The organism is Marinobacter sp. F3R11 (assembly GCF_003318275.1).
GTDB lineage: Bacteria > Pseudomonadota > Gammaproteobacteria > Pseudomonadales > Oleiphilaceae > Marinobacter.
The window spans coordinates 430,839-452,961 of record NZ_QOCH01000003.1 but is presented as its reverse complement, the minus strand read 5'-3'; the positions used below and the strand labels follow the sequence as shown (position 1 = coordinate 452,961).

The following is a 22,123-nucleotide window of genomic DNA, read 5'->3' as shown; positions in this document are numbered from 1 at the left end:
CGTTTAATCAGATTTTTGGGGGCGTTTCCAGCCCTTGATATTGCGCTGGGGACCGCGTGCCACAGCCAACTCATTGTCGTCGACGTTCCGGGTTACAGTGGAACCTGCTCCAATAGTCGCTCCGGCACCAATATGGACCGGTGCTACCAGCGAGGTATTGGAACCCACAAAAACTTCATCGCCAATCTCGGTCTTGAATTTATTGACCCCATCATAGTTACAGGTAATGGTTCCTGCACCTACATTTACATTACGTCCAAGAGAGGCATCGCCGACGTAGCTCAGGTGGTTGATCTTGCTTCCCTCTCCCACCAACGCTTTTTTGGTCTCCACAAAGTTTCCTACCTTGGTGTTTGCGGCAAGTTCAGTGCCCGGGCGTATTCGGGCAAAAGGGCCGATCTGGGCATTAGCGCCAATCACCGCTCCGTCAATCACACTGTGGGCGCTGATTTGTACGCCATCGGCAATCGCTGCATCCCGGATTACACAGCCTGGTCCAACAGACACATTGTTTCCGAGGCTAACCTTCCCTTCGAAGACTACATTCACGTCAATCAGGATATCATTGCCAATGACCAGCTCACCACGCACGTCAATACGTGCCGGGTCAGCCAGAGTAGCGCCCTCTGTCATCAGACGTTCAGCTTCACGTCGCTGTACCCAGCGCTCAAGTTCTGCCAGTTGCAGGCGGTTGTTTACCCCCTGAACTTCAAAAGGGTTATCTGGCTGGGACACCGAGATCTTCAGGTTATGCTCAACTGCCATGGCGATGATGTCGGTGAGGTAGTATTCGCCCTGGGCGTTGGAATTGGACAATGCCGGAAGCCAGCTCTTCAGGTGTTTTGCCGTTATTGCGAGTATGCCAGTATTCACTTCCCGGATAGACAACTGATCTGCATCGGCGTCTTTTTGCTCGACAATCGACGTCACCTTGCCGTTAGCATCGCGCACGATGCGGCCATAACCCTGCGGGTTATCGAGGGTGACCGTCAACAAACCCAGAGTTTTGTCATCCAGCGACTCCACCATCGCCTTCAGAGTGTCTGCCCGGGTCAGCGGCACATCGCCGTAAAGAACCAGAACCCGCGCATCATCCGGAAGACAGGGCAAGGCCTGAGCAACAGCGTGACCTGTTCCCAGCTGCTCCTCCTGCACTACCCAGTTCACCAGGCTGTCGGTGGTTGTTTCGCGAACCTTGTCTCCGCCGTGGCCAATCACCGTATGGATCTTTTCGGCACCCAGTTGCCTGGCAGTGGCAATCACATGGTGCAGCATCGGACGGCCAGCCACGGAATGCAGTACCTTGGGCAGGGCGGATTTCATTCTTGACCCCTGACCCGCGGCCAGTATCACAACGTGTAAAGGGCTCATAACGACTTCCGGCTCCTGAAAAGATTGAAGATTATAGGTACGGACTCAAAAAAAAACCGCAGCCTTCGAAGCCTGAAGAACAGACGCATAACGTCAGTCTTTCTGCTACTCAGGATGCGGCTTCCGTATTCGGTAAGCTCGAAATAAAAATGCTTAGCGCATTTTGTTACGCAACTGCTGAATGGTGCGAAGCTGAGCAACAGCCTCCGCCAACTCTGCAGCGGCACGGACATACTCGAATTCACCGGTTTGGTTAGCAAGCGCTTTCTCGGCGTCTTTCTGAGCCTCGATCGCTGCGGCTTCGTCCACATCCTTTGCACGAATAGCCGTATCCGCCAACAAAGTAATCAGATTGGGCTGAACCTCCAGATAGCCGCCTGACACGTAAAGAATTTCTTCCTCACCGCCCTGCTTGACGATCCGAATGGGACCTGGTTTAAGCTGAGTCAGCAGGGGAGCGTGACCCGGGGCGATACCCAGGTCACCTTCAGAACCCGCTGCGATCAGCATTTCCACCAATCCGGAATAGATCTTTGTTTCGGCACTTACTACATCACAATGCACGCTTATAGCCATGTCTGTTGCCTCTTTGATCGATCCGGCAATGAATGCAAGAGCTTAGAATCACTTCTTGGCCTTGTCCTTCATTTCCTTCGCTTTCTCAACCGCTTCCTCGATACCACCGACCATGTAGAACGCCTGCTCTGGCATGTCGTCATAGTCGCCGTTAAGGATGCCCTTGAAGCTGCTGATCGTTTCTTTCAGGGAAACGTACTTACCGGGTGAACCGGTGAATACTTCAGCAACGTGGAACGGCTGGGACAGAAAACGCTCGATCTTACGGGCACGGGCGACTGTCAGTTTATCTTCTTCTGACAACTCATCCATACCAAGGATGGCGATGATATCTTTCAGTTCCTTGTAACGCTGCAGGTTAGTCTGAACGCCACGAGCTACTTCGTAATGCTCTTCACCAATGATCAGTGGATCCAGCTGACGCGAGGTGGAATCCAGAGGATCAATCGCCGGGTAGATACCCTTGGAAGCAATATCACGGCTTAGAACCACGGTCGCATCCAGGTGCGAGAAAGTGGTGGCTGGTGATGGGTCGGTCAAGTCATCCGCAGGTACGTATACCGCCTGGATCGACGTAATAGAGCCATTCTTGGTAGAGGTAATACGCTCTTGAAGCTCACCCATTTCCTGGGCCAGAGTCGGCTGGTAACCTACCGCGGAAGGCATACGACCCAAGAGTGCAGATACCTCGGTGCCTGCCAGGGTGTAACGGTAAATGTTGTCAACGAACAACAGTACGTCACGACCTTCGTCACGGAACTTCTCAGCCATAGTCAGGCCGGTCAGGGCTACACGAAGACGGTTTCCTGGGGGCTCGTTCATCTGGCCGTAAACCATGGCCACCTTGTCGAGTACGTTGGATTCCTTCATTTCGTAGTAGAAGTCGTTACCTTCACGGGTCCGCTCACCAACACCAGCGAATACGGAGAGACCGGAGTGCTCTTTCGCGATGTTGTTGATCAGTTCCATCATGTTAACGGTCTTACCTACGCCGGCACCGCCGAAGAGGCCAACCTTACCACCCTTGGCGAACGGACAAATAAGGTCGATAACCTTGATGCCGGTTTCCAGCAGGTCTGCGGATGCTGACTGATCGGCATAACCCGGAGCTTTGCGGTGGATACCCCAACGCTCTTCTTCTCCGATCGGGCCCTGTTCGTCGATAGGACGACCCAGAACATCCATGATGCGGCCCAGGGTCTGGGTACCAACTGGTACTGAGATTGCCTTGCCGGTGTTTTCTGCTTTCAGGCCTCGCTTAAGGCCGTCAGTGCTGCCCATGGCGATGGTACGAACGATTCCGTCACCCAGCTGTTGCTGGACTTCCAGAGTTGTTTCGCCACCTTCAAGCAGCAGTGCGTCATATACCTTGGGTACGGAGTCACGTGGAAATTCCACGTCGATAACCGCGCCAATGATCTGAACGATTTGTCCGCTACTCATGCTCGGTTCCTCGTTATCTAAAGTAGTCAATAAATCCAGTTGGATTGTGGGCGGGATCAGACCGAAGCCGCGCCGCTCACAATCTCCGAAATCTCTTGGGTGATAGCTGCCTGACGAGCCTTGTTATAAGCCAACTGAAGTTCACCGATAATGTCTCCGGCGTTGTCAGTTGCACTCTTCATGGCGATCATCCGGGCTGCCTGTTCACATGCCAGATTCTCTACCACACCCTGATATACCTGGGACTCAATAAAACGTGGCAGTAGGCCATCAAGGATCTGCCTGGCATCGGGCTCGTAGAGATATTCCCACTGGTTCTTGATCTCTTCTTCGTCATCGCTCTCGGGCAGAGGCAGAAGCTGCTCTACCGTCGGGCGCTGGGTCATGGTGTTTACGAACTCGTTGCTGACCACATAAAGGCGGTCAATCTTGCCTTCCGAGAACGCATCCAGCATCACCTTGACGTTGCCGATGAGTTTGTCAGAGCTTGGGTTATCACCCAGATGGGTAAGTGCCGCAACGACGTTACCGCCGTAACTCCCGAAAAAGGAGGCCCCTTTCTGCCCTATGGCGCAAAGATCAATTTCCACTCCGCTGTCTTTCCACGCTTTCATTTCACGAATAAGCGCTTTGAACAGGTTGATGTTCAGACCACCGCAAAGGCCACGGTCAGTTGACACCACAATATAGCCCACGCGCTTGACTTCCCGATGGACCATAAACGGATGTTTGTACTGAGCATTCGCCTTGGCAATGTGCCCGATCACCTGTCGCATCTTGTCAGCGTACGGGCGCGTAGCCTGCATGCGTTCCTGAGCTTTGCGCATCTTGCTCGCAGCAACCATTTCCATGGCACTGGTGATTTTCTGCGTGCTCTTGATGCTTGTAATCTGATTACGTATTTCTTTGCCGACGGCCATAACTCACTGCCTTCTCAAGTTAGACACTCATTGCTTCGAAAGCGGCCCGCGACTATCGCCGCAGGCCTGTTTCTTACCAGCTCTGAGTGGTCTTGAATTTCTCAAGTGCAGCTTTAAGGCCGGCAGCGATTTCGTCGTTGTAATCGCCTTTCTCGTCGATCTTGGCGAGCAGGTCTTTCTGCTCGGAGCGCATCCAGTCAAGCAACTGCGCTTCGAACCTAACAACCTTGTCGACATCAACGTCGTCCAGGAAACCTTCGTTGGCTGCGAACAGAACCGTACCCATTTCAGCCACAGACATCGGGCTGTACTGGTTCTGTTTCATGAGTTCCGTAACACGCTGACCGTGTTCGAGCTGCTTGCGGGTTGCTTCATCAAGATCAGAAGCAAACTGAGCGAACGCCGCAAGTTCCCGGTACTGGGCCAGTGCCAGACGGATGTTACCGCCAAGCTTTTTCATGATCTTGGTCTGAGCTGCACCACCTACCCGGGATACAGAGATACCGGCGTTCATGGCCGGACGGATGCCGGAGTTGAACAGGTTGGTTTCCAGGAAGATCTGACCATCGGTGATTGAGATTACGTTGGTCGGTACGAATGCAGATACGTCACCGGCCTGTGTCTCAATGACTGGCAAAGCGGTCAAAGAACCGGTTTTACCTTTCACTTCACCATTGGTGAACTTCTCAACGTACTCTGCGTTAACGCGGGAGGCGCGCTCCAGCAGACGAGAGTGCAGGTAGAATACGTCACCAGGATAGGCTTCACGGCCTGGCGGGCGACGCAGCAGCAGGGAGATCTGGCGATATGCCACAGCCTGCTTGGACAGATCGTCATACACGATCAGGGCGTCTTCACCGCGGTCACGGAAGTATTCACCCATGGAAGTACCGGAGTACGGAGCCAGGAACTGCATGGCTGCAGGATCAGCAGCACCAGCGGCAACGACGATGGTGTGATCCATCGCGCCGTGTTCTTCCAGTTTGCGCACAACTGCGGCAATGGAAGACTGCTTCTGACCAATGGCAACGTAGACACACTTGATGCCGGTGTTCTTCTGGTTGATGATCGCGTCGATAGCGACAGCGGTCTTACCAATCTGACGGTCACCGATGATCAGCTCACGCTGGCCACGGCCGATTGGCACCATGGTATCGATGGCTTTCAGACCTGTCTGTACCGGTTGATCAACCGATTGACGCTCGATTACGCCCGGTGCGACTTTCTCAACCGGAGACGTCACGTCTGTGCCCAGATCGCCTTTGCCGTCGATCGGGTTACCCAGACCATCGACTACACGGCCCAACAGTTCAGGACCGACCGGAACTTCAAGAATACGACCGGTACAACGAACTTTCTGGCCTTCTGCCAGTTCTTCGTAGTCACCCAGCACAACGGCACCTACGGAATCACGCTCCAGGTTCAGAGCCATGCCGTATACGCCGTTGGCGAATTCAATCATCTCACCAGACATTACGTCGGCAAGACCATGGATCAGTACGATACCGTCAGAAACAGACAGGATCGTACCTTCGTTCTTTGCTTCAGAAGAGATATCGAGTTTTTCGATTCTCTTCTTGATGATGTCACTGATCTCGGATGGATTCAGTTGCTGCATGCCAATATCCTCAAACCTTGTGCTGAAATCAGGAGCCCAGAGCGTCGGCCAACTTGGTCAGCTTTCCGCGTACAGATGCGTCAATCACCAGATCGCCAGTGCGAATAATTACGCCGCCAATCAGTGACTTGTCTAATGACGCTGCGAGTGACACTTGCCGCTCGAGCTTCTTCGAGAGTGCCTGGGCGAGCTTCTGTTGCTGTTCGTCCGTCAGCTCATAGGCTGCGGTCACTTCAATATCAACAGTGCGCTCCAGATCAGCCCGGTACGTATTGAAGAGCGCTGAAATCTCGGGAAGAAGAGCAAGCCGGCGGTTGTCAGCCAGCACAGAAAAGAAGTTGCGTACCTGTTCAGAGTCACCAGCTTCGGCAACTTCCAGAATCATGTCAGCCTTCTTCTGCTCTTCCAGCTCCGGATTCGCGAGAAGCTGTCGAATGTCTTTGTTCCCAGTGACCTGTCCGGCGATCGTCAGCACCCGGGACCACTCAGCAAGCTGGTCGTGCTCCCGGGCTGCGGAAAATGCTGCCTTTGCATATGGGCGGGCCAGCGTTCTCAGTTCTGCCATGATGAACCTCGTCGTTTAAAGTTCTGCCGCCAGTTTTTCCAACATTTCGTTGTGCTTGGAGGCATCGACAGAGGCTTCAAGAATCTTCTCGGCACCCGCAATCGCTATGGCGCCAATTTCTGCACGCAGCGCCTCACGAGCCTGATTCCGCTCCTGTTCAATTTCGGCCCTGGCCTGCTCGATAAGCTTCTCGCCTTCTTTGCGGGCGTCATCCTTGGATGCTTCCACAATCTGGGCTGCGCGCTTGTTAGCCTGCTCAATAAGGCCGGCGGCCTGCTGTTTGGCTTCACGCAGCTCCTGAGCTGACTTGTCCTGAGCCATTTCGAGATCACGTTGTGCACGATCTGAAGCAGCAAGTCCGTCAGCGATCTTCTTTTGTCGTTCCTGCAAAGCGGCAATGACCGGAGGCCAGACCAACTTCATGCAGAAAACAACAAAGATAAAGAACGCGATGGCTTGACCAAGAATCGTCAAATTAATGTTCACGTCTTCACCTCTCGCCTGTTATGTAAGAAAACACCGTTCCGGAACATTCCGGTGGCGATTCGATTAACCGGCGAGCTGGCCGACAAACGGGTTGGCGAAGGTGAAGAACAGTGCGATACCAACACCGATCATGGTTACAGCATCCAGCAGACCCGCAACGATAAACATTTTGACCTGCAACATCGGGGTCATTTCCGGCTGACGCGCTGCGCCTTCCAGGAACTTACCACCCAGAATACCAAAGCCGATAGCGGTACCCAGTGCGCCCAGGCCGATCAGCAATGCAACAGCAATCGCGGTCATTCCAACTACAGTTTCCATGATAACTCCCAGTTTTCAGTTTAGTTTTCAGTTTAAGGGTTAGGGGTTTAAAACTACGTTTTCAACGCAAAATCAGTGACTGTCCTCGTGCGCCATACTCAGGTACACGATGGTCAGCATCATAAAGATGAACGCCTGCAGAGTGATGATCAGTATGTGGAAGATTGCCCAGGGCACAGACAACGCCCACTGTGCCCAGAAGGGCAGCAGAGCAATCAGGATAAAGATCAGCTCGCCTGCATACAGGTTACCGAACAGACGCAGTGCCAGTGAAACCGGCTTGGCCAGCAGGCTGACACCTTCCAGCAACAGGTTGACCGGAATAAGCAAAAGCTTCAGGAAGAAATTATCAGACGAGAACGGATGCAGAGTCAGCTCGCCAACGAAGCCACTTACACCTTTGATCTTGATGCTGTAATAAAGAATCAATGCAAAAACCGACAGGGCCATACCCAAGCTCACGTTGATGTCCGTGGTCGGAACAATCTTCATGTAGGGGAAGCCAGCAAGCGTAAACAGGTGCGGGATGAAATCAACAGGTATCAGGTCCATCAGGTTCATCATGAAAACCCAACAGAAAATGGTCAGTGACAAGGGTGCGATAACGGAATTCTTGCCATGAAAGGTTTCTTTGACGCTGCCATCAACAAATTCAACCATCACTTCAACGAAGTTCTGCAGCGCGCCAGGAACCCCTGAAGTTGCACTCTTGGCAGCACGCCGGAACAGGAACAGGAACAACACACCAAGCCCAATAGCCCAGGCCATACTATCTACGTGAATCGCCCAGAAGCCCATATTCGCTGCTTCTTCAGATGTTTGCGCAATGGTCCAGGTTGCTTCAGAAAGCACAGTTCCGTCAGGACGTACAGAACCTTCCGGCAACTGCCCATAAGTCAGGTTCTGGAGGTGGTGCTTGATATACTCGGATGGGGTTGAGCCTGCCATATCTTTCTCTCAGGTCCTGTTAGCGTCGCTGCGTACTGTTAACCAGGAATGGCGTTAGCCAGTTGGTAATCAGCATGGTCGCAAATGTTAAAAAAAGTGCCGCCACGTCAAGCGGCTGAATCCATTTAAACACCACCGTAAACAAGACGGCGCACAGGATGAGCTTTCCGGCCTCACCCTGATAAAAAGAACTTATGATCTTTTTGGCAGACCGCGCACCGGTATAGCGGAATGCCTTAAGCGCAAAATAACCATGGGGCAGCAGAAAAATGAGACCACCCATAAGCGCTGAATAACCGGAAACCTGACCGCGTAAAGAAAACGCCAGACTAACCAGGAGAAGTACCACACTTTCTATTGCAAACCATCGTGCGATGGGCGGGCGTTGAATGCCACCCGGAGCTGGTTTGGCCATGTTTGTCCCAAAGTTCGGCGCTTTCAACCGATGTCATGTAAAAAAACTAGCCAGACACACCGACATTAGCGCCGCAGATTATATGTGTTCAATGTGCACGAATCAACAAAACCTGACCGGCCCCAAACCGTGAAAAGCCGCAGAATGACCGGCACGGGCTCTTATTAGACACAAATAGACATTTGTGTCGCGTGGCACCACTACATGTTGTGTATAGCAGAGACATCAAACTTTTGGAGGGGGGCCGAAAGTTCGGAAAAACCCTGCTATTTAATGAATATGGCCCAGAATGCCATCAAGCTCATCGAGTGAGCTGTATTCGATAACCAGCTTGCCTTTGCCTCGCGGCCCCTGAGCAATCGATACTTTCGCGCCGAGGCGCTCAGCCAGATCATCCTGCAGAGCACGGACATTGGGGTCGATCGCGCCCGGCTTGGCAGGTTTTCCTGTTGCTGTTTCCTGCTGAATCCGACGGACAAGCGCTTCTGTCTGCCGTACAGACAGAGATTTGGCAACAACCTGCTTTGCTACCTGCATCTGCTGCTCCGGAGACAGAGTCAGCATGGCGCGGCCATGGCCCATTTCCAGATCACCGTGTTCCAGCATCAGGCGCACATCTTCAGTCAGACCAATCAGACGCAGCAGGTTGGTAATGGTGGTACGGGACTTACCCACAGCTTCAGCCACCTGAGCCTGGGTCAGACCAAACTCTTCCTGCAGGCGCTGAAGAGCAAAAGCTTCTTCGATCGGATTAAGATTTTCCCGCTGAATGTTCTCGATAAGCGCCATGGCGATAGCCGCTTCATCGGGAACATCCCGGATAATAGCCGGGATACTGTCCAGTTCCGCCATCTGGGTGGCACGCCAGCGGCGCTCACCGGCAATCAACTCGTAGCGACCCTCAGCGACGGGACGCACCACAACCGGTTGCATGACGCCCTGCTGGCGAATGGAATCAGCCAGCTCCTGCAGTGCAGCGGGATCCATGTCCCGACGCGGCTGATAGCGGCCACGCTGAATCAGATCAACAGGAACCTGCCGTAACTCACCGTCGTGGTTTTTCAGTTCCTGATCCAGGTTCACCCTGGATCCGGCCAGCAATGCTCCAAGCCCGCGCTCGCCCAATCCTCGTTTCTTCGCCGCCATGGTATCAGTCATTCTTCCCGTTGATAGTTGGTGTGCGTCTTTTAAGACAGACGAGCCGGTATGTTACACCGCAACCTGAGCCGATGTCTTTTTTGCCCCATGACGGCGGACCATTTCCCCAGCCAGCGCCAGATAGGCAATAGCGCCCTTGGAGGTCTTGTCGTATTTCAGGGCCGGCATCCCGTAACTCGGGGCTTCGGCAAGACGCACATTACGGGGAATAACCGCACGATAAACCTTGTCCCCGAAATACTCGTTAAGCTGGCCGGAGACATCCAGTGTCAGGCTGTTCCGGGGGTCGTACATGGTTCTGAGAATACCCTCGATTTCCAGATCCGGGTTGACCGTTTCCTTGATCTGCTCAACCGTATTCATCAACGCCGCCAGCCCTTCCAGAGCGTAATACTCACACTGCATGGGGATTAGTACCGAATCGGCAGCAGATAGCGCATTCACAGTTAACAGGCTTAGGGAAGGAGGGCAGTCAATCAGTATGTAGTCATAGTTCTCACGAACACTGTTGAGAGCAAGCCTTAACCGGTGTTCCCGGCCAATCTCATTCATCAGTGCTACTTCCGCTGCGGTCAGATCGCCGTTCGAAGGAATGATATCGAAACCTGAGGCTTCCGCCGGAATGATCACTTCTGCCGCGGTTGCACGCTTGGTGAGCAGGTCGTAACCGGAGAGTTCCAGCCCGTTTTTATCCACCCCACTGCCCATGGTGGCGTTGCCCTGAGGGTCCATATCCACCAGCAAAACCCGACGCCTGGTGGCTGCCAGGGAAGCTGCAAGATTGACGCAGGTGGTGGTTTTACCCACACCGCCTTTCTGATTGGTCACTGCAATCACGCGCGCCATGTCTCGCCTCCTTGTTGCCGAATACAGTTGCGTATTACCGGGATTGTTCTCTACCTGGACTGCTCTGTCCGGGTCACAATCAGCAGGTGCCTCTCACCGTCAGCTCCGGGGACCTTCAGGGAGTGGCTGGATGATACTTGCCAGCCGCCTGGAAGGGCAGCTACTTCATCATCCGGATACAGGCCTTTCATGGCAAGGAACCTGCCATCATTGGCCAACAGCCCGCCACACCAGTCCACCAGATTATCCAGCGCAGTGAATGCCCGACTGCTGATCTGGCTGAATGGTTTTTCAGGCGCGCAGTCTTCCGCACGACCATGGATCACTTCCACGTTAGCCAGACCAAGCTCAAGTATGCACTGATTCAGAAAGCGGGTTTTCTTGCCGTTACTATCCAGCAAGGTAAAGTGCTTTTCAGGAAAGGCTATAGCCAGGGGAATACCCGGCAACCCGCCGCCAGCGCCGACGTCCAGAAGCCGCTCCGTGGTTACCCAGGGTAAAATACTGAGGCTGTCGAGCAACTGCCGGGAGACCATCTCCCCCTCATTACGCACTGCCGTAAGGTTGTACGCTTTATTCCACTTGTTAAGCAAAGCCAGAAACGCCAGCAACTTTTTCTGCTGCTCGTCACTGAGGGAAAGTTCCATCTCAGCCAGCCCTTCCCGGAGCTGGCGCTGCCAGAGTGTTTCAGCCATCGAGCTACTCAGGCGCTCTGCTTGCGCAGAAGCTCACGCTTTTTCAGGTTTACAAGAATCTGCGAGATCGCAGCCGGTGTAACCCCCTGAATACGCGATGCCTGGGCGACCGTCTCCGGACGCACCTCTTTCAGTTTCTGCCTGATCTCATTAGACAAGCCACCAATCACATCGTAATCCAGGTCAATGGGTAACACTGTGTTTTCATTCCGGCGCAGGCGGTCGATTTCATCGCTCTGGCGCGAAATGTAGCCTTCGTATTTAATCTCGATTTCAACCTGCTCTGCCACGACAGGGTCATCCGCTTGCGCAGCACCAATCTCGGCAATGTGGCTATACATAATCTCCGGGCGGCGAAGCAACTCCGCCAGGGTATGGTCCCGGTTCATGGGCTGCTTGAGAAAACCATTGGCGCGTTCGCCAGCACCCGTTGAAGGGTGAATGCGGGTCGTTTCCAGCCGGTTACGCTCCGCTTTAATCGCTTCACACTTGTCGTTGAATTTCTGCCAGCGCTCATCATCCACCAGACCGAGTTTGCGGCCGGTCTCCGTCAGGCGGAGGTCTGCGTTGTCTTCACGCAGAATGAGACGATACTCAGCACGGCTGGTAAACATGCGATAAGGCTCACTGGTACCCATGGTAATCAGATCATCTACCAGCACTCCCAGGTAGGCTTCATCCCGGCGCGGATACCATTCGCTTTTTTCCTGGGAACGCAGAGCCGCATTAATACCGGCCAGCAAACCCTGGGCACCGGCTTCTTCGTAACCGGTGGTGCCATTGATCTGACCTGCAAAGTAAAGGCCCTGAATAAATTTGGTTTCCAGGGTGTGGCGCAGATCCTGTGGATTCAGATAATCGTATTCAATGGCGTAGCCGGGGCGGGTGATATGGGCATTCTCAAAACCCGGGATTGTACGAACGGCCGCCAGCTGGATATCAAAAGGCAGACTGGTGGAAATGCCATTCGGGTAAAGCTCGTTGGTAGTCAGGCCTTCGGGCTCCACAAAAATCTGGTGTGAGTCCTTATCGGAAAAACGATTGACCTTATCTTCGATCGATGGGCAATAGCGTGGCCCCACGCCTTCAATATTACCGGCGAACATCGGCGAACGGTCGAAACCGCTGCGGATAATATCGTGGGTCTGCTCGTTAGTGCGGGTCACATAGCAGCAGATCTGCTCAGGATGCTGTGCCCGGTCACCAATAAAAGACATAACCGGAGTAGGATCATCGCCCCATTGTTCCTGCATTACCGAGAAATCGACACTGCGAGCGTCAATACGCGGCGGTGTGCCGGTCTTCAGCCGACCCACGTTGAACGGCAGTTCTCTCAAACGTTGAGCCAGAGCATTGGCCGGCGCATCACCGGCACGGCCGCCGGCGTGATTCTGCATACCAATATGAATCACACCACCGAGAAAGGTACCCGTGGTCAGTACAACTGTTTTTGCGTTGAAGCGGATACCCGTCTGGGACACAACACCCGTAACCTGATCATTTTCTACAATCAGATCATCCGCAGCCTGCTGAAACAGGGTGAGGTTTGGCTGGTTCTCCAGAGTGTGACGGATAGCCGCCTTGTACAACACCCTGTCAGCCTGGGCACGAGTGGCTCGCACCGCAGGACCTTTGCGGCTGTTAAGCACACGGAACTGGATACCGGCTTTGTCGGTCGCCTGAGCCATGGCGCCGCCAAGAGCATCAATTTCTTTGACCAGGTGGCTTTTACCGATGCCTCCGATGGCCGGGTTGCAGGACATCTGGCCCAGTGTTTCGATGTTATGGGTCAGCAGCAGGGTTTGAGAGCCCATACGCGCCGCTGCAAGCGCGGCTTCAGTGCCGGCATGGCCACCACCAATGACAATAACATCGAAACGGGTTGGAAAATCCACAGTTCACCTCGGAATTCGGGGGATAAAAACAGGGCGGCGAGTATAACGTTTCAGCCGCAAAATTGCAGTCAGAATGTGCAAATTTTAACCAGAGTTGTTTCTGGTTAAAAGCTATAGACTGCCAACGCCGGAATAAAATACTGAAGTCCCTTCAGTTCAAGGTTGTTGGCAATCCGAAATTATCCGCTTTTCATAGGCTTGGAATCACCTTCTCAGAAAAGTTTTCAATAAAGTTATCCACATTTTCAGAGCCACTCAAAGCCTTGGTTTTTGTATTTAAGCCATTGTTTTATAAGTATTAAATTTATTGACCAAAAGATTATCCATAGGTTGTCCAATTAATTATCCACAGATTTATCTTTTTTAAAATGACGCAAACGCCAAACGGCCAGTAATACCAAGGCATTGACCGCCGACAACAGCAGGAAAAATCCTGGGATACCTAACTTGAAGACACCAAGAACCAGAATTCCAGCCAGCAACAAGGTGACCACTGTTTCATCCCCCAAGGAGGTTGGTACGGGCAAAGTTGGGGAACTGACTGTGTTTCGCCATGAATCACCCTGTTTTGGTGCGTTGTCTCAACAACACCTGCGAATACGCACCAGAAGTGTGCCGGGAACCTGCGGGCATGAAAAAAAGAATAGATTAATGCCAATATTATCAGTTATTTGTGAATTTTCGGCATGAATTTCGCTGCGGATATCTGTTCATCCCTCAATTTTCTGGCCAGGACGGCTCTAACAGAATCAGCGATATAAAGGTTTCTGATCATGAGCAGAGTTGTCCGACTCCCCAGTGCCGGCCATGCCAGCGACAGGCGCACGCCCGACCCCACGATTATCAGTAGGCATGATTTCAAATCGGCTTACCAGCCAATACTCAGCCCTACACACCAGAAACTGGTCGGCTACGAGGCTCTGGTCCGGGTCAGCCGGAACAAACACCCTGTATCGCCAGTAGAGCTATTTGAACAGGCTGCGGCGCTTGGCCAGATCCCGGAGCTGGATCGCCATCTGCTGCGCCTGCACCTGTCCGGATTTTCCCAGACCGACAACCCGGTATGGCTGTTTCTGAACATAAACCCTCATACCTGTGTGCATCCCGAGGCCTCATTGGAGCGACTCGCACAGCAATGTGAGATCAGCGGCACACGCCCTGAAAAAGTCGTTCTGGAACTGGTGGAAACTGCTTCAGACAATCCTGAAGCACTTATGGAATTTATCCACAAAGCAAAAGTTCTTGGTTTCCAGATCGCCATTGATGACTTTGGTATGGGGGATTCCAATTTCGAACGCCTGTGGCGGATCAATCCCCTGATCGTCAAGCTGGACCGCAGTTTGCTGGTAAATGCGGAGAACAATAACCGCGCTCGACTGCTTCTGGAAAGCCTTGTACGGATGATCCGCGAGAGCGGCAGCCTGGTGTTGCTGGAAGGCATCGAAAATGGCACCCAGGCCAGAATCGCGCTGGATACCGAGGCAGATCTGTTGCAGGGGTTTCTGTTTGCCAGGCCGGGAGTCATTGCCAGTGAAACAGTAGAACGGTCAGAAGCCCGGTTACTTGCGGTAGTTACTGACTCCAGTGAGTGGTGGATACAGGATAGCAAGGACCAGGAGAGTTATCTGCGGTTACTGCATTTCGAAATCATGGATGCTTGCCATCAGATCGTTCGGGACCAGCCGTTCACTGAAGCCTGCAAAATACTGCTGCAACTTGATGGGGTCAAACGCTGTTTTCTGCTTGACGAAAACGGAATCCAGCAAGGTAATCTTGCCCATACCGGCAACAACACCAAATCCGGGGAGTTCAACCCTCTGTACCGCTCTGCAGGCGCCAGTTGGGGCCACCGGGAATACTTCCGCAACGCTCGGGAGCGTCCACAGTATATCAACAGCTCGCGACCCTATGTTGCTCTGCCCGATGCACGGCGTACCGTTACCTTGTCCACCACTCTGCCAACAGGTTCCGGTCCGCAGGTTTTCTGTGTAGATATACACCCGGACGAGGTATTCAACGGGCAGCTGTGCTTTCCTGCCACGCTCTGACCTGAGACCGAGATCCGGCCCACCCAAGGTGATCCGTCAGAAATCATCGGCCCGTTTGCTCGGCGCAGTTGCCATCCCTGCTCCACCAGCACTTCCCGTTGCCAGGCGTTCAAGTTCCAGCTCCACAGTGTTAGCGGATTTGGCAAATCTTGCCAGCAGGTTGTATAGCACGGGGATAATAAACAACGTAAGAGTGGTGGCGAAAATCAAGCCCCCAAGAATAACCATTCCAATCGCCGCACGGCTTTCTGCTCCGGCACCCGTCGCTATGACCAACGGCACTGCGCCGAAGACAGTGGAAATGGTGGTCATGAGTACCGGCCTGAAACGCAGGCTGGCGCCCTCCAGAATGGCATCTTTGACATCATAACCTTTGTCCCGGAGCTGGTTGGCAAACTCAACTATCAATATTCCGTTCTTCGCCATCAGCCCCAGCAGCATGATGATACCAATCTGACTGTATATATTCAGGCTGATACCACTCCACCAGAGCGCCAGCAATGCGCCGGTTACGGCCAGAGGTACCGGAAGCATGATAATTAACGGGTGAATCCAGCTTTCGAACTGAGCCGCCAGCACCAGGAATACAATCACAAACGCCAATGCAAATGTCACGTAGATAGCTGAGGAAGACTCCTCAAATTCACGGGACAGTCCCTTGTAACTCAGCCGCGCTTCCGGCGGCAGGTTATCCATTGCCAGAGTATTCAGATAGGTAAGAGCCGAGCCAAGGTCATAGCCATCCGCCAGTGAAGCGCTGATGACCACGGCCGGCAGCCGGTCAATCCGCCGCAAATCGGGATTCGCGCCCAGCTCTTCAACCGACACCAAAGCCTGAAGTGGTATAAGTGTGCCCCCTTCTCTCGGCCGCAGAAAAATCTGACCTAGATCGCCCGGTGTTGCACGATCCGCATCACCCGCTTGCACAATGACATCATATTCACGGCCGCGATCCAGATAAGTTGTAACCTGCCGGGATGCCAGCATGGTTTGCAGGGTCAGGCCTACGTCGGCAACGGTTATATCCAGGTCTGCGGCGCGCTCGCGATCAATGGTCAGGCGAAGTTCGGGCCGGGTCAGTTCAAAGTCGGTTTCCAGATTCAGGAGCTTGGGATTTTCCTTGGCCCGCGCAACAATTTCCTCACTCCAGGCCTGGACTGATTCATAGTCCGGGCCGGCAACAACAAATTCCACCGGTTGGTTAAAGCCTCTCTGCCCAAGTCCCGGAGGATTTACAGCCACAATTCTTGTCCCGGTTACCTGGCTTAGTTTGCCACGGAGCTCACTGGTAATCTGCTGCTGCTTGATATCCCTCTCTTCCCATGGCGCCAGGCCCATGATCATGAAAGCGCTGTCTTCTTCCTCACGAAACCCGACGATTGAAAGCAAACGGCTGGCTGAGCCGGATTCAAGGTAGGGTATAAGCTGTTCTTCGGCTTTACGTACGTAATGATCGGTGAATTCCACCGTCGAACCCCGGGGAGCACTGACGGGCATGATAATTACGCCACGGTCTTCTGTTGGTGCCAGCTCCTGGGGCAGTTTCGGATAAATAACCGCTGTAATGACAAGCGCAACCACCCCCAGGCCAAGTAACAGCCCCGGCTGACGAAGGGAAAAGCTCAATAACCGTTCGTACCCATGGGTCAGACCGTTCAGAACCTTCTCGCTGGCAGCCCAGAATCCATGCCCCTCGCTCGATTCCGGGCTATGCCGGAGCCATTTCGAGCACAGCATTGGCGCAAGAGTCAGCGCAACCAGGCTGGACACCACCACAGCAGCTGCAAGAGTGAAACCAAATTCGGCAAACAGGCGGCCTATGTTGCCGCCCATAAATGAAATAGGTACGAATACCGCCACCAAAGTCAGTGTGGTGGCTATTACCGCGAAAGCGACCTGTTTCGCGCCACGGTACGCTGCCAGCAACGGGGGTTCTCCCTCGTCAATCCGGCGCTGGATGTTTTCCAGCATAACAATTGCGTCGTCTACCACCAGGCCTATGGCAAGAATCACAGCCAACAGCGTCAGTACATTGATAGAAAAACCAAGAAATCCCAGGCCAATAAAGGCACCAATCACAGCAACCGGGATTGTTATCGCAGGAATCAGGGTTGCCCGCCAGGAACGGAGAAAGAGAAAGATCACCAGGATCACCAGGCTTACTGCAATCGCAAGCGTGGTCATCACTTCCTTGATTGAGGCGCGTATAAATATGGATTCGTCGTAGCTCTCGGAAATCGTTACTTCCGGGGGCAGGGTTTCGCGTATTTTTTCCAGCTCTGCCTGAACGGCATCAGATACTGCAACGGTATTGGCTTTGGACTGGCGGATGATCCCCATGCCAATAGCGGTCTGCCCATTGGCACGAAGGCGGCTGATATCAGACTCAACCCCCATCTGCACATTTGCAACACTTCCGAGGCGCAGGAGTTCATCGTCGTTTCTGCGGATAACCAACTCGCGGAACTGTTCCACTGTGGATAACCGCCCTTCGGTCCGGATGGTGAAAGTCCGGGTGGACGAATCCACAGAGCCAGCGGGTAACTCCACGTTATTGGCACGCAGAGCACTTTCCACTTCCGCAACCGTAATATTTCTGGCTGCCAGCCTCTCCCTGTCCAGCCAGACACGGATGGCGTAGCGCCGTTCACCACCGATACGTACGTCTGCAACACCATCCAGTACCGACAGGCGATCAGACAGAACACGATCTGCGAAATCACTGAGTTCGGCACTGTCCCAGACATCGCTACGCAGGGTCACCCACATCATCGGACGGGCATCAGAATCCGCCTTTCGCACCACAGGAGGATCCGCTTCTTCAGGCAGCTGGTTTGCAACCCGGGAAACAGCATCACGAACATCATTGGCTGCAATATCCACATCCCGGGAGGTGGAAAACTCGATACTGGTGCGGGATTCGCCCTGTTCAGTAGACGACTCAATCGAACGGATGCCTTCTATCCCACTGATAGCACCTTCAATCACCTGAGTGATCTGGGTGTCCACCACTTCAGCCGCCGCCCCCGTGTAATCGGTAGAAATCGACACGACAGGAGGGTCAATATCGGGGTATTCCCGCACCGGAAGACCCATCAGGGCAGCGAGACCAAATACAACTATCAGCAGGCTGATAACCGTGGCAAAAACGGGGCGCTTTATAGATATATCGGAAAGAATCACTGTCAGGAATCCACAGACTGGGCGAAGCGATTGTCCGGAATGGCGTTGTCATCATCGATTACCCGTATCGGATCCCCGCTGCTGAGCCGGTCCTGACCGGTCACCACCACCAGATCCTCTCTGGTAAGCCCCTGCATAATTTCAACAAGCCCGGGCATACGGGATCCCAGAGTTACAGAAACCCTCCGGGCAACACCATCTTCTGCTACAAAAACGTACTGTTCGGCACCGCGAAGCATGACGGCCTGCTCCGGAACCACCAGAGCCTGCCGTTCACGCAATGTAAGATTAACGGACATGAACTGACCCGGACGCAACCGGCCTTCGGAGTTGTCGATCAGAGCACGAACCGGCAATGAACGGCTGAGCTCATCAATGCGGGCGCCCAGTTCTACCAGTTCACCAGTAAAAATCCTCTCGGGATAGGCAGGCGATTTACCCTGCACTTTCTGGCCCGGGCTGATCTCCCCAAGAAACCGCTCGGGAATGGAAAAATTCAGTTCCATACGGGATACGGCATCCAGCGTCGTTACAGTGGTCCCTGCCGTAATGTAGGCGCCAATATCGATGTCACTAAGACCAATAACTCCCGAGAAAGGCGCCTGAATGCGATGATTTTCAAGCCGGACCCGTGCGGCTGTCCGTTGCGCTTCCAATACTTCAACAGCGGTTCGGAGTTCATCAACAAGAGACTGGGAAATACTGTTCTTGTCCCGCAGGCTTCGGGCCCGCTCATGCTGACGCTGGGCATCAGCCAACTGCGCTTCGATGACACCAAGATCTGCTTTTGCCTGCCGGTCATCGAGCTGTAACAACACATCGCCCTTCTTTACCAGGCGACCAGACTGCAGATTGATGTCTACCACACGGCCGCTGGTCTCGGTCGTCAACTCAACGGCGTTCACGGCTTTCAGACTGCCGACGGCGCCAACCTGATCGCGCACGGTTTCGATTACAGGGAGTACTGTGTTTACCGTGGTGGCCGGCCGCTTATTTACAGCTTCAGCCTGAGACGGCGCACTCAGGTTGCGGTATGCCACAGAGCCACCTACCGCTAACACCACCAGCACAACACCGATCAGCCATTGTTTCCACATAGAATTTTCCAACAAACAGACGGGCTTTCGCCGACGTTATTTTTTCTGTATCCCATGAACCATCTCACCAACATCAACCCCCCATCTACTCATGGTGGTCTGATTGATCAGGGTGTCGGATATCACCGGATACAGCCAACCATCCGCACATGCAGGATACCGTCTCCGGAAATACCCTTGACTACCCCTCGGGCAGAAAGTTCACAGCAAAAAAAGAGATCGGGTACCAACCCCCGGGCCGAACAGCAAGAGTATAAAGCGCTGTTTGGATTTGACAGTCATAGAAGACAGTTTTTGCACATATTTTACACTAAAGAGATACCCGGACAGGGTCTGCTACCCGGGCACTGGCTTGTCACGCACTCAACGATCAGAGGCCGTACTTGGTTCCGATCGCATCGTAAGTACCATTTTCTCTGGTGATTTCCAGGGCTTTATTCAGGTCTTCAATGACTTGATCAGGAGTATCCGGGCTCATGGCCAGGTACAAATCAACATCATTGAACGAATACACTGGAACCAGTCCTTCAATATCCTGCTGAGAAGCCATATAGGGCCCTCCGAGGCGTTCTGCAATCCACAGATCAATCTGGCCCAGGGCCAGCCTTTTCGGGTTCAGATCATCACTATCGATCACGGACACCTTATAGCCACGCTGCAAAAGATACTCGCTTCTGACATCATTGCGATAACCCCCTATGGTTTTGCCTCTGGCATCCTCCAGCGTGTTCATTTTAAAGGTGCTTCCTGCGGGCGCGAAAATAGTCCACAGGTTCTGTGCCAGCGGCCCTATCCACTTGAACATAGGGGCGCGCTCTTCTGTATAGGTGGTGCAGAAGATACCGTGATTGGGTTTGGTCAGGGCCCGGTTATAACCATAATTCCAGTTGCGCAGTTTCACCCTGTAGTCATAGCCTGACTGATTCAGGGCGGCCCGCACTCTTTCCATGCAAATTCCATCAATCATGTCAGCACTGTGTTCAAACGCGCGGCCGCTGGTGCTCATGTTATAGGGCGGAAAATTCTCGGTGTACAGATACAGTCTTTCCTCCGCAATAGCCTGTGACGTGCTGAAACACAGCAATATTCCCAGAACAAACAATGAAATTAAACGCATGGAAAAGCCTCCTCAGTAAGACAGCCTGGGCAAAGAGCTTTATATGCCTGCAAAAACGAAGCCATACCGAAGCGTAGCGCAAGCTTAAAGAAGCTTTGCGTTAAGGGGCGTGTTGTTACCTAAAATCAAAATACCAGGAAAGGAGGTGTAGATGAGACATTTGCACATCTATATCCCGGGTTGTTTCTACCCGGGATATAGAGACAGGGGTTCAGATCACTTCAAAAAACCATAGGTTCAGGCTTTGGAGTATCGTCTGTGCTTGGTGGCAGTTCCGGGTAACGGATTTCCGGGATCTTGCCGGTCAGCGTTTTCAGAAATGCAGTGATGGACTTAACTTCATCATCAGCCAGTTCTGCACCCAGCTGAGCTGTACCCATAACAGCGACCGCTTCTTCCAGGCTCCACACGGCTCCGGAGTGGAAATAAGGTGCTGTCAGCTCAATATTACGCAAAGGCGCGGCCCGGAATACGTACTCGTCGGAAGCAGTCGAAGTCACAGTGAAGCGACCTTTGTCGCCAGCCGGCAGGATTTCGGCACCAGGCTTGGTCACCAGGCCAAACGGGAAATATCCCTGTCCGCCCAGGTTAGTGCCGGCATGGCAGGCCACACAGCCCTTATCCATGAACAACGCCAGACCTTCTTTTTCCTCATCATTGAGGGCTGAAGTATCACCACGAAGGAACTTGTCAAAGTCCGCATCCGGGGTAATGAGTGTTGCTTCAAACGCTTCGATCGCTGTCGCCATATTATCGAAAGTGACCGGGTCTTCCTGACCGGGGAAAGCATTGCCAAATTTCTCAACATAAATTGGCATGCTCTTCAAAGTAGCAACAACACGTTCCGGTGTACTACTCATTTCAACGCCCGCCTGAACAGGGCCTTTTGCCTGTTCAGCGAGATCCCCGGCACGGCCATCCCAGAACTGGGCGATGTTGAACACAGCGTTGAAAACTGTTGGCGAGTTACGCGGGCCTTTTTGCCATCCGTGACCAATGGAGGTCGGAAGATAATCGTGCCCGCCCATACCTACGTTGTGGCAGGTATTGCAACTGATCAGATGGCTTGAGGACAATCGCGGTTCAAAGAACAGCATCTTGCCAAGGTCCAGTTTAGCCTCCGTAAGCTCGTTTCCATCTATGACTGGTGGATACTGCGGTACCGCCGAAAACATGGTCGCCGCCCGCTCCCGCAAATCATCAGCCATGACCGCTCCTGCGGATAAACCAAGACTGACAGCTATAGCCAACTTCAATGTTTGCCGTTTCATTTGTACTCTCCCCATTCACTTCTGTTATCTACAGAACTTCTGGAATAAACCTAACAGAATGTTCATGTTTGTAAATGAACAGGGAGCTACCGGCACGATTACCGGTAGCAAAATTGACGACTGTCAAATTCCTCCCGTTAATGCAATAAA

General features: G+C 53.1%; 21 protein-coding genes. 1 reads left to right on the top strand and 20 read right to left on the bottom strand.

Going from position 1 to position 22,123, the window contains the following annotated elements:
- Nucleotides 1–3 precede the first annotated feature (3 nt).
- From glmU to DS878_RS01995, 15 genes are all read right to left on the bottom strand, one after another.
- The gene (gene glmU, locus DS878_RS02065; protein WP_113814257.1) at nucleotides 4–1,371 is read right to left on the bottom strand and encodes a bifunctional UDP-N-acetylglucosamine diphosphorylase/glucosamine-1-phosphate N-acetyltransferase GlmU; all 1,368 of its coding nucleotides are present in this window, start codon (nucleotides 1,369–1,371) and stop codon (nucleotides 4–6) included.
- A gap of 153 nt (nucleotides 1,372–1,524) precedes the next feature.
- Complete coding sequence (locus tag DS878_RS02060) at nucleotides 1,525–1,947, bottom strand: F0F1 ATP synthase subunit epsilon (RefSeq protein WP_113814256.1); 423 nt, start codon at nucleotides 1,945–1,947, stop codon at nucleotides 1,525–1,527.
- A 48-nt stretch (nucleotides 1,948–1,995) separates the two neighbouring features.
- On the bottom strand, nucleotides 1,996–3,390 hold the full coding sequence (atpD, locus tag DS878_RS02055) for a F0F1 ATP synthase subunit beta (RefSeq protein WP_113814255.1): 1,395 nt from the start codon (nucleotides 3,388–3,390) through the stop codon (nucleotides 1,996–1,998).
- Nucleotides 3,391–3,446: 56 nt separating this feature from the next.
- Nucleotides 3,447–4,310 carry a F0F1 ATP synthase subunit gamma gene (gene atpG / locus DS878_RS02050; protein ID WP_113814254.1) on the bottom strand — a complete coding sequence of 288 codons (864 nt, stop codon included), beginning with the start codon at nucleotides 4,308–4,310 and terminating at the stop codon, nucleotides 3,447–3,449.
- A 73-nt stretch (nucleotides 4,311–4,383) separates the two neighbouring features.
- Nucleotides 4,384–5,928, bottom strand: a complete 1,545-nt coding sequence (gene atpA / locus DS878_RS02045) for a F0F1 ATP synthase subunit alpha (RefSeq protein WP_113814253.1) — start codon at nucleotides 5,926–5,928, stop codon at nucleotides 4,384–4,386.
- A 28-nt stretch (nucleotides 5,929–5,956) separates the two neighbouring features.
- A complete protein-coding gene (locus DS878_RS02040; protein ID WP_113814252.1) occupies nucleotides 5,957–6,493 on the bottom strand; it encodes a F0F1 ATP synthase subunit delta in 537 nt (178 codons plus the stop codon).
- A gap of 15 nt (nucleotides 6,494–6,508) precedes the next feature.
- Nucleotides 6,509–6,979: a F0F1 ATP synthase subunit B gene (locus tag DS878_RS02035; protein WP_113814251.1), complete on the bottom strand. Its 471-nt coding sequence runs from the start codon at nucleotides 6,977–6,979 to the stop codon at nucleotides 6,509–6,511.
- Between the two features lie 63 nt (nucleotides 6,980–7,042).
- Nucleotides 7,043–7,300: a F0F1 ATP synthase subunit C gene (gene atpE, locus DS878_RS02030; protein ID WP_026224019.1), complete on the bottom strand. Its 258-nt coding sequence runs from the start codon at nucleotides 7,298–7,300 to the stop codon at nucleotides 7,043–7,045.
- Nucleotides 7,301–7,372: 72 nt separating this feature from the next.
- On the bottom strand, nucleotides 7,373–8,248 hold the full coding sequence (gene atpB / locus DS878_RS02025) for a F0F1 ATP synthase subunit A (RefSeq protein ID WP_113814250.1): 876 nt from the start codon (nucleotides 8,246–8,248) through the stop codon (nucleotides 7,373–7,375).
- Between the two features lie 19 nt (nucleotides 8,249–8,267).
- On the bottom strand, nucleotides 8,268–8,663 hold the full coding sequence (locus tag DS878_RS02020) for a F0F1 ATP synthase subunit I (RefSeq protein ID WP_113814249.1): 396 nt from the start codon (nucleotides 8,661–8,663) through the stop codon (nucleotides 8,268–8,270).
- Nucleotides 8,664–8,933: 270 nt separating this feature from the next.
- The gene (locus DS878_RS02015; RefSeq protein WP_113814318.1) at nucleotides 8,934–9,809 is read right to left on the bottom strand and encodes a ParB/RepB/Spo0J family partition protein; all 876 of its coding nucleotides are present in this window, start codon (nucleotides 9,807–9,809) and stop codon (nucleotides 8,934–8,936) included.
- A gap of 63 nt (nucleotides 9,810–9,872) precedes the next feature.
- Nucleotides 9,873–10,667: a ParA family protein gene (locus tag DS878_RS02010; RefSeq protein ID WP_113814248.1), complete on the bottom strand. Its 795-nt coding sequence runs from the start codon at nucleotides 10,665–10,667 to the stop codon at nucleotides 9,873–9,875.
- A gap of 50 nt (nucleotides 10,668–10,717) precedes the next feature.
- Nucleotides 10,718–11,362 carry a 16S rRNA (guanine(527)-N(7))-methyltransferase RsmG gene (gene rsmG / locus DS878_RS02005; RefSeq protein WP_113814247.1) on the bottom strand — a complete coding sequence of 215 codons (645 nt, stop codon included), beginning with the start codon at nucleotides 11,360–11,362 and terminating at the stop codon, nucleotides 10,718–10,720.
- An 8-nt stretch (nucleotides 11,363–11,370) separates the two neighbouring features.
- Entirely contained in the window at nucleotides 11,371–13,257 is a 1,887-nt protein-coding gene (gene mnmG / locus DS878_RS02000; protein ID WP_113814246.1) for a tRNA uridine-5-carboxymethylaminomethyl(34) synthesis enzyme MnmG, read from the bottom strand.
- 338 nt (nucleotides 13,258–13,595) lie between these two features.
- A complete protein-coding gene (locus DS878_RS01995; protein WP_261977548.1) occupies nucleotides 13,596–13,751 on the bottom strand; it encodes a hypothetical protein in 156 nt (51 codons plus the stop codon).
- Between the two features lie 279 nt (nucleotides 13,752–14,030).
- On the opposite strand from DS878_RS01995, the gene DS878_RS01990 reads away from it, so the two are divergent.
- The gene (locus tag DS878_RS01990) at nucleotides 14,031–15,305 is read left to right on the top strand and encodes an EAL domain-containing protein (RefSeq protein WP_113814245.1); all 1,275 of its coding nucleotides are present in this window, start codon (nucleotides 14,031–14,033) and stop codon (nucleotides 15,303–15,305) included.
- Nucleotides 15,306–15,341: 36 nt separating this feature from the next.
- On the opposite strand, the gene DS878_RS01985 is transcribed toward DS878_RS01990, so the two are convergent.
- From DS878_RS01985 to DS878_RS01965, 5 genes are all read right to left on the bottom strand, one after another.
- The gene (locus tag DS878_RS01985) at nucleotides 15,342–18,488 is read right to left on the bottom strand and encodes an efflux RND transporter permease subunit (protein WP_113814244.1); all 3,147 of its coding nucleotides are present in this window, start codon (nucleotides 18,486–18,488) and stop codon (nucleotides 15,342–15,344) included.
- A gap of 2 nt (nucleotides 18,489–18,490) precedes the next feature.
- A complete protein-coding gene (locus DS878_RS01980) occupies nucleotides 18,491–19,585 on the bottom strand; it encodes an efflux RND transporter periplasmic adaptor subunit (protein WP_113814243.1) in 1,095 nt (364 codons plus the stop codon).
- 36 nt (nucleotides 19,586–19,621) lie between these two features.
- Complete coding sequence (locus DS878_RS01975) at nucleotides 19,622–19,720, bottom strand: hypothetical protein (RefSeq protein WP_410003446.1); 99 nt, start codon at nucleotides 19,718–19,720, stop codon at nucleotides 19,622–19,624.
- Nucleotides 19,721–19,955: 235 nt separating this feature from the next.
- The gene (locus tag DS878_RS01970; protein WP_113814242.1) at nucleotides 19,956–20,702 is read right to left on the bottom strand and encodes a substrate-binding periplasmic protein; all 747 of its coding nucleotides are present in this window, start codon (nucleotides 20,700–20,702) and stop codon (nucleotides 19,956–19,958) included.
- Between the two features lie 221 nt (nucleotides 20,703–20,923).
- The gene (locus tag DS878_RS01965) at nucleotides 20,924–21,973 is read right to left on the bottom strand and encodes a cytochrome-c peroxidase (protein ID WP_113814241.1); all 1,050 of its coding nucleotides are present in this window, start codon (nucleotides 21,971–21,973) and stop codon (nucleotides 20,924–20,926) included.
- Between the last annotated feature and the right edge of the window lie 150 nt (nucleotides 21,974–22,123).

Bases quoted from the DNA above. Each gene is read 5' to 3' on its own strand.
- glmU (WP_113814257.1), bottom strand. From the start codon at position 1,371: ATGAGCCCTTTACACGTTGTGATACTGGCCGCGGGTCAGGGGTCAAGA.
- DS878_RS02060 (WP_113814256.1), bottom strand. From the start codon at position 1,947: ATGGCTATAAGCGTGCATTGTGATGTAGTAAGTGCCGAAACAAAGATC.
- atpD (WP_113814255.1), bottom strand. From the start codon at position 3,390: ATGAGTAGCGGACAAATCGTTCAGATCATTGGCGCGGTTATCGACGTG.
- atpG (WP_113814254.1), bottom strand. From the start codon at position 4,310: ATGGCCGTCGGCAAAGAAATACGTAATCAGATTACAAGCATCAAGAGC.
- atpA (WP_113814253.1), bottom strand. From the start codon at position 5,928: ATGCAGCAACTGAATCCATCCGAGATCAGTGACATCATCAAGAAGAGA.
- DS878_RS02040 (WP_113814252.1), bottom strand. From the start codon at position 6,493: ATGGCAGAACTGAGAACGCTGGCCCGCCCATATGCAAAGGCAGCATTT.
- atpE (WP_026224019.1), bottom strand. From the start codon at position 7,300: ATGGAAACTGTAGTTGGAATGACCGCGATTGCTGTTGCATTGCTGATC.
- atpB (WP_113814250.1), bottom strand. From the start codon at position 8,248: ATGGCAGGCTCAACCCCATCCGAGTATATCAAGCACCACCTCCAGAAC.
- DS878_RS02020 (WP_113814249.1), bottom strand. From the start codon at position 8,663: ATGGCCAAACCAGCTCCGGGTGGCATTCAACGCCCGCCCATCGCACGA.
- DS878_RS02015 (WP_113814318.1), bottom strand. From the start codon at position 9,809: ATGGCGGCGAAGAAACGAGGATTGGGCGAGCGCGGGCTTGGAGCATTG.
- DS878_RS02010 (WP_113814248.1), bottom strand. From the start codon at position 10,667: ATGGCGCGCGTGATTGCAGTGACCAATCAGAAAGGCGGTGTGGGTAAA.
- rsmG (WP_113814247.1), bottom strand. From the start codon at position 11,362: ATGGCTGAAACACTCTGGCAGCGCCAGCTCCGGGAAGGGCTGGCTGAG.
- DS878_RS01990 (WP_113814245.1), top strand. From the start codon at position 14,031: ATGAGCAGAGTTGTCCGACTCCCCAGTGCCGGCCATGCCAGCGACAGG.
- DS878_RS01980 (WP_113814243.1), bottom strand. From the start codon at position 19,585: ATGTGGAAACAATGGCTGATCGGTGTTGTGCTGGTGGTGTTAGCGGTA.
- DS878_RS01970 (WP_113814242.1), bottom strand. From the start codon at position 20,702: ATGCGTTTAATTTCATTGTTTGTTCTGGGAATATTGCTGTGTTTCAGC.
- DS878_RS01965 (WP_113814241.1), bottom strand. From the start codon at position 21,973: ATGAAACGGCAAACATTGAAGTTGGCTATAGCTGTCAGTCTTGGTTTA.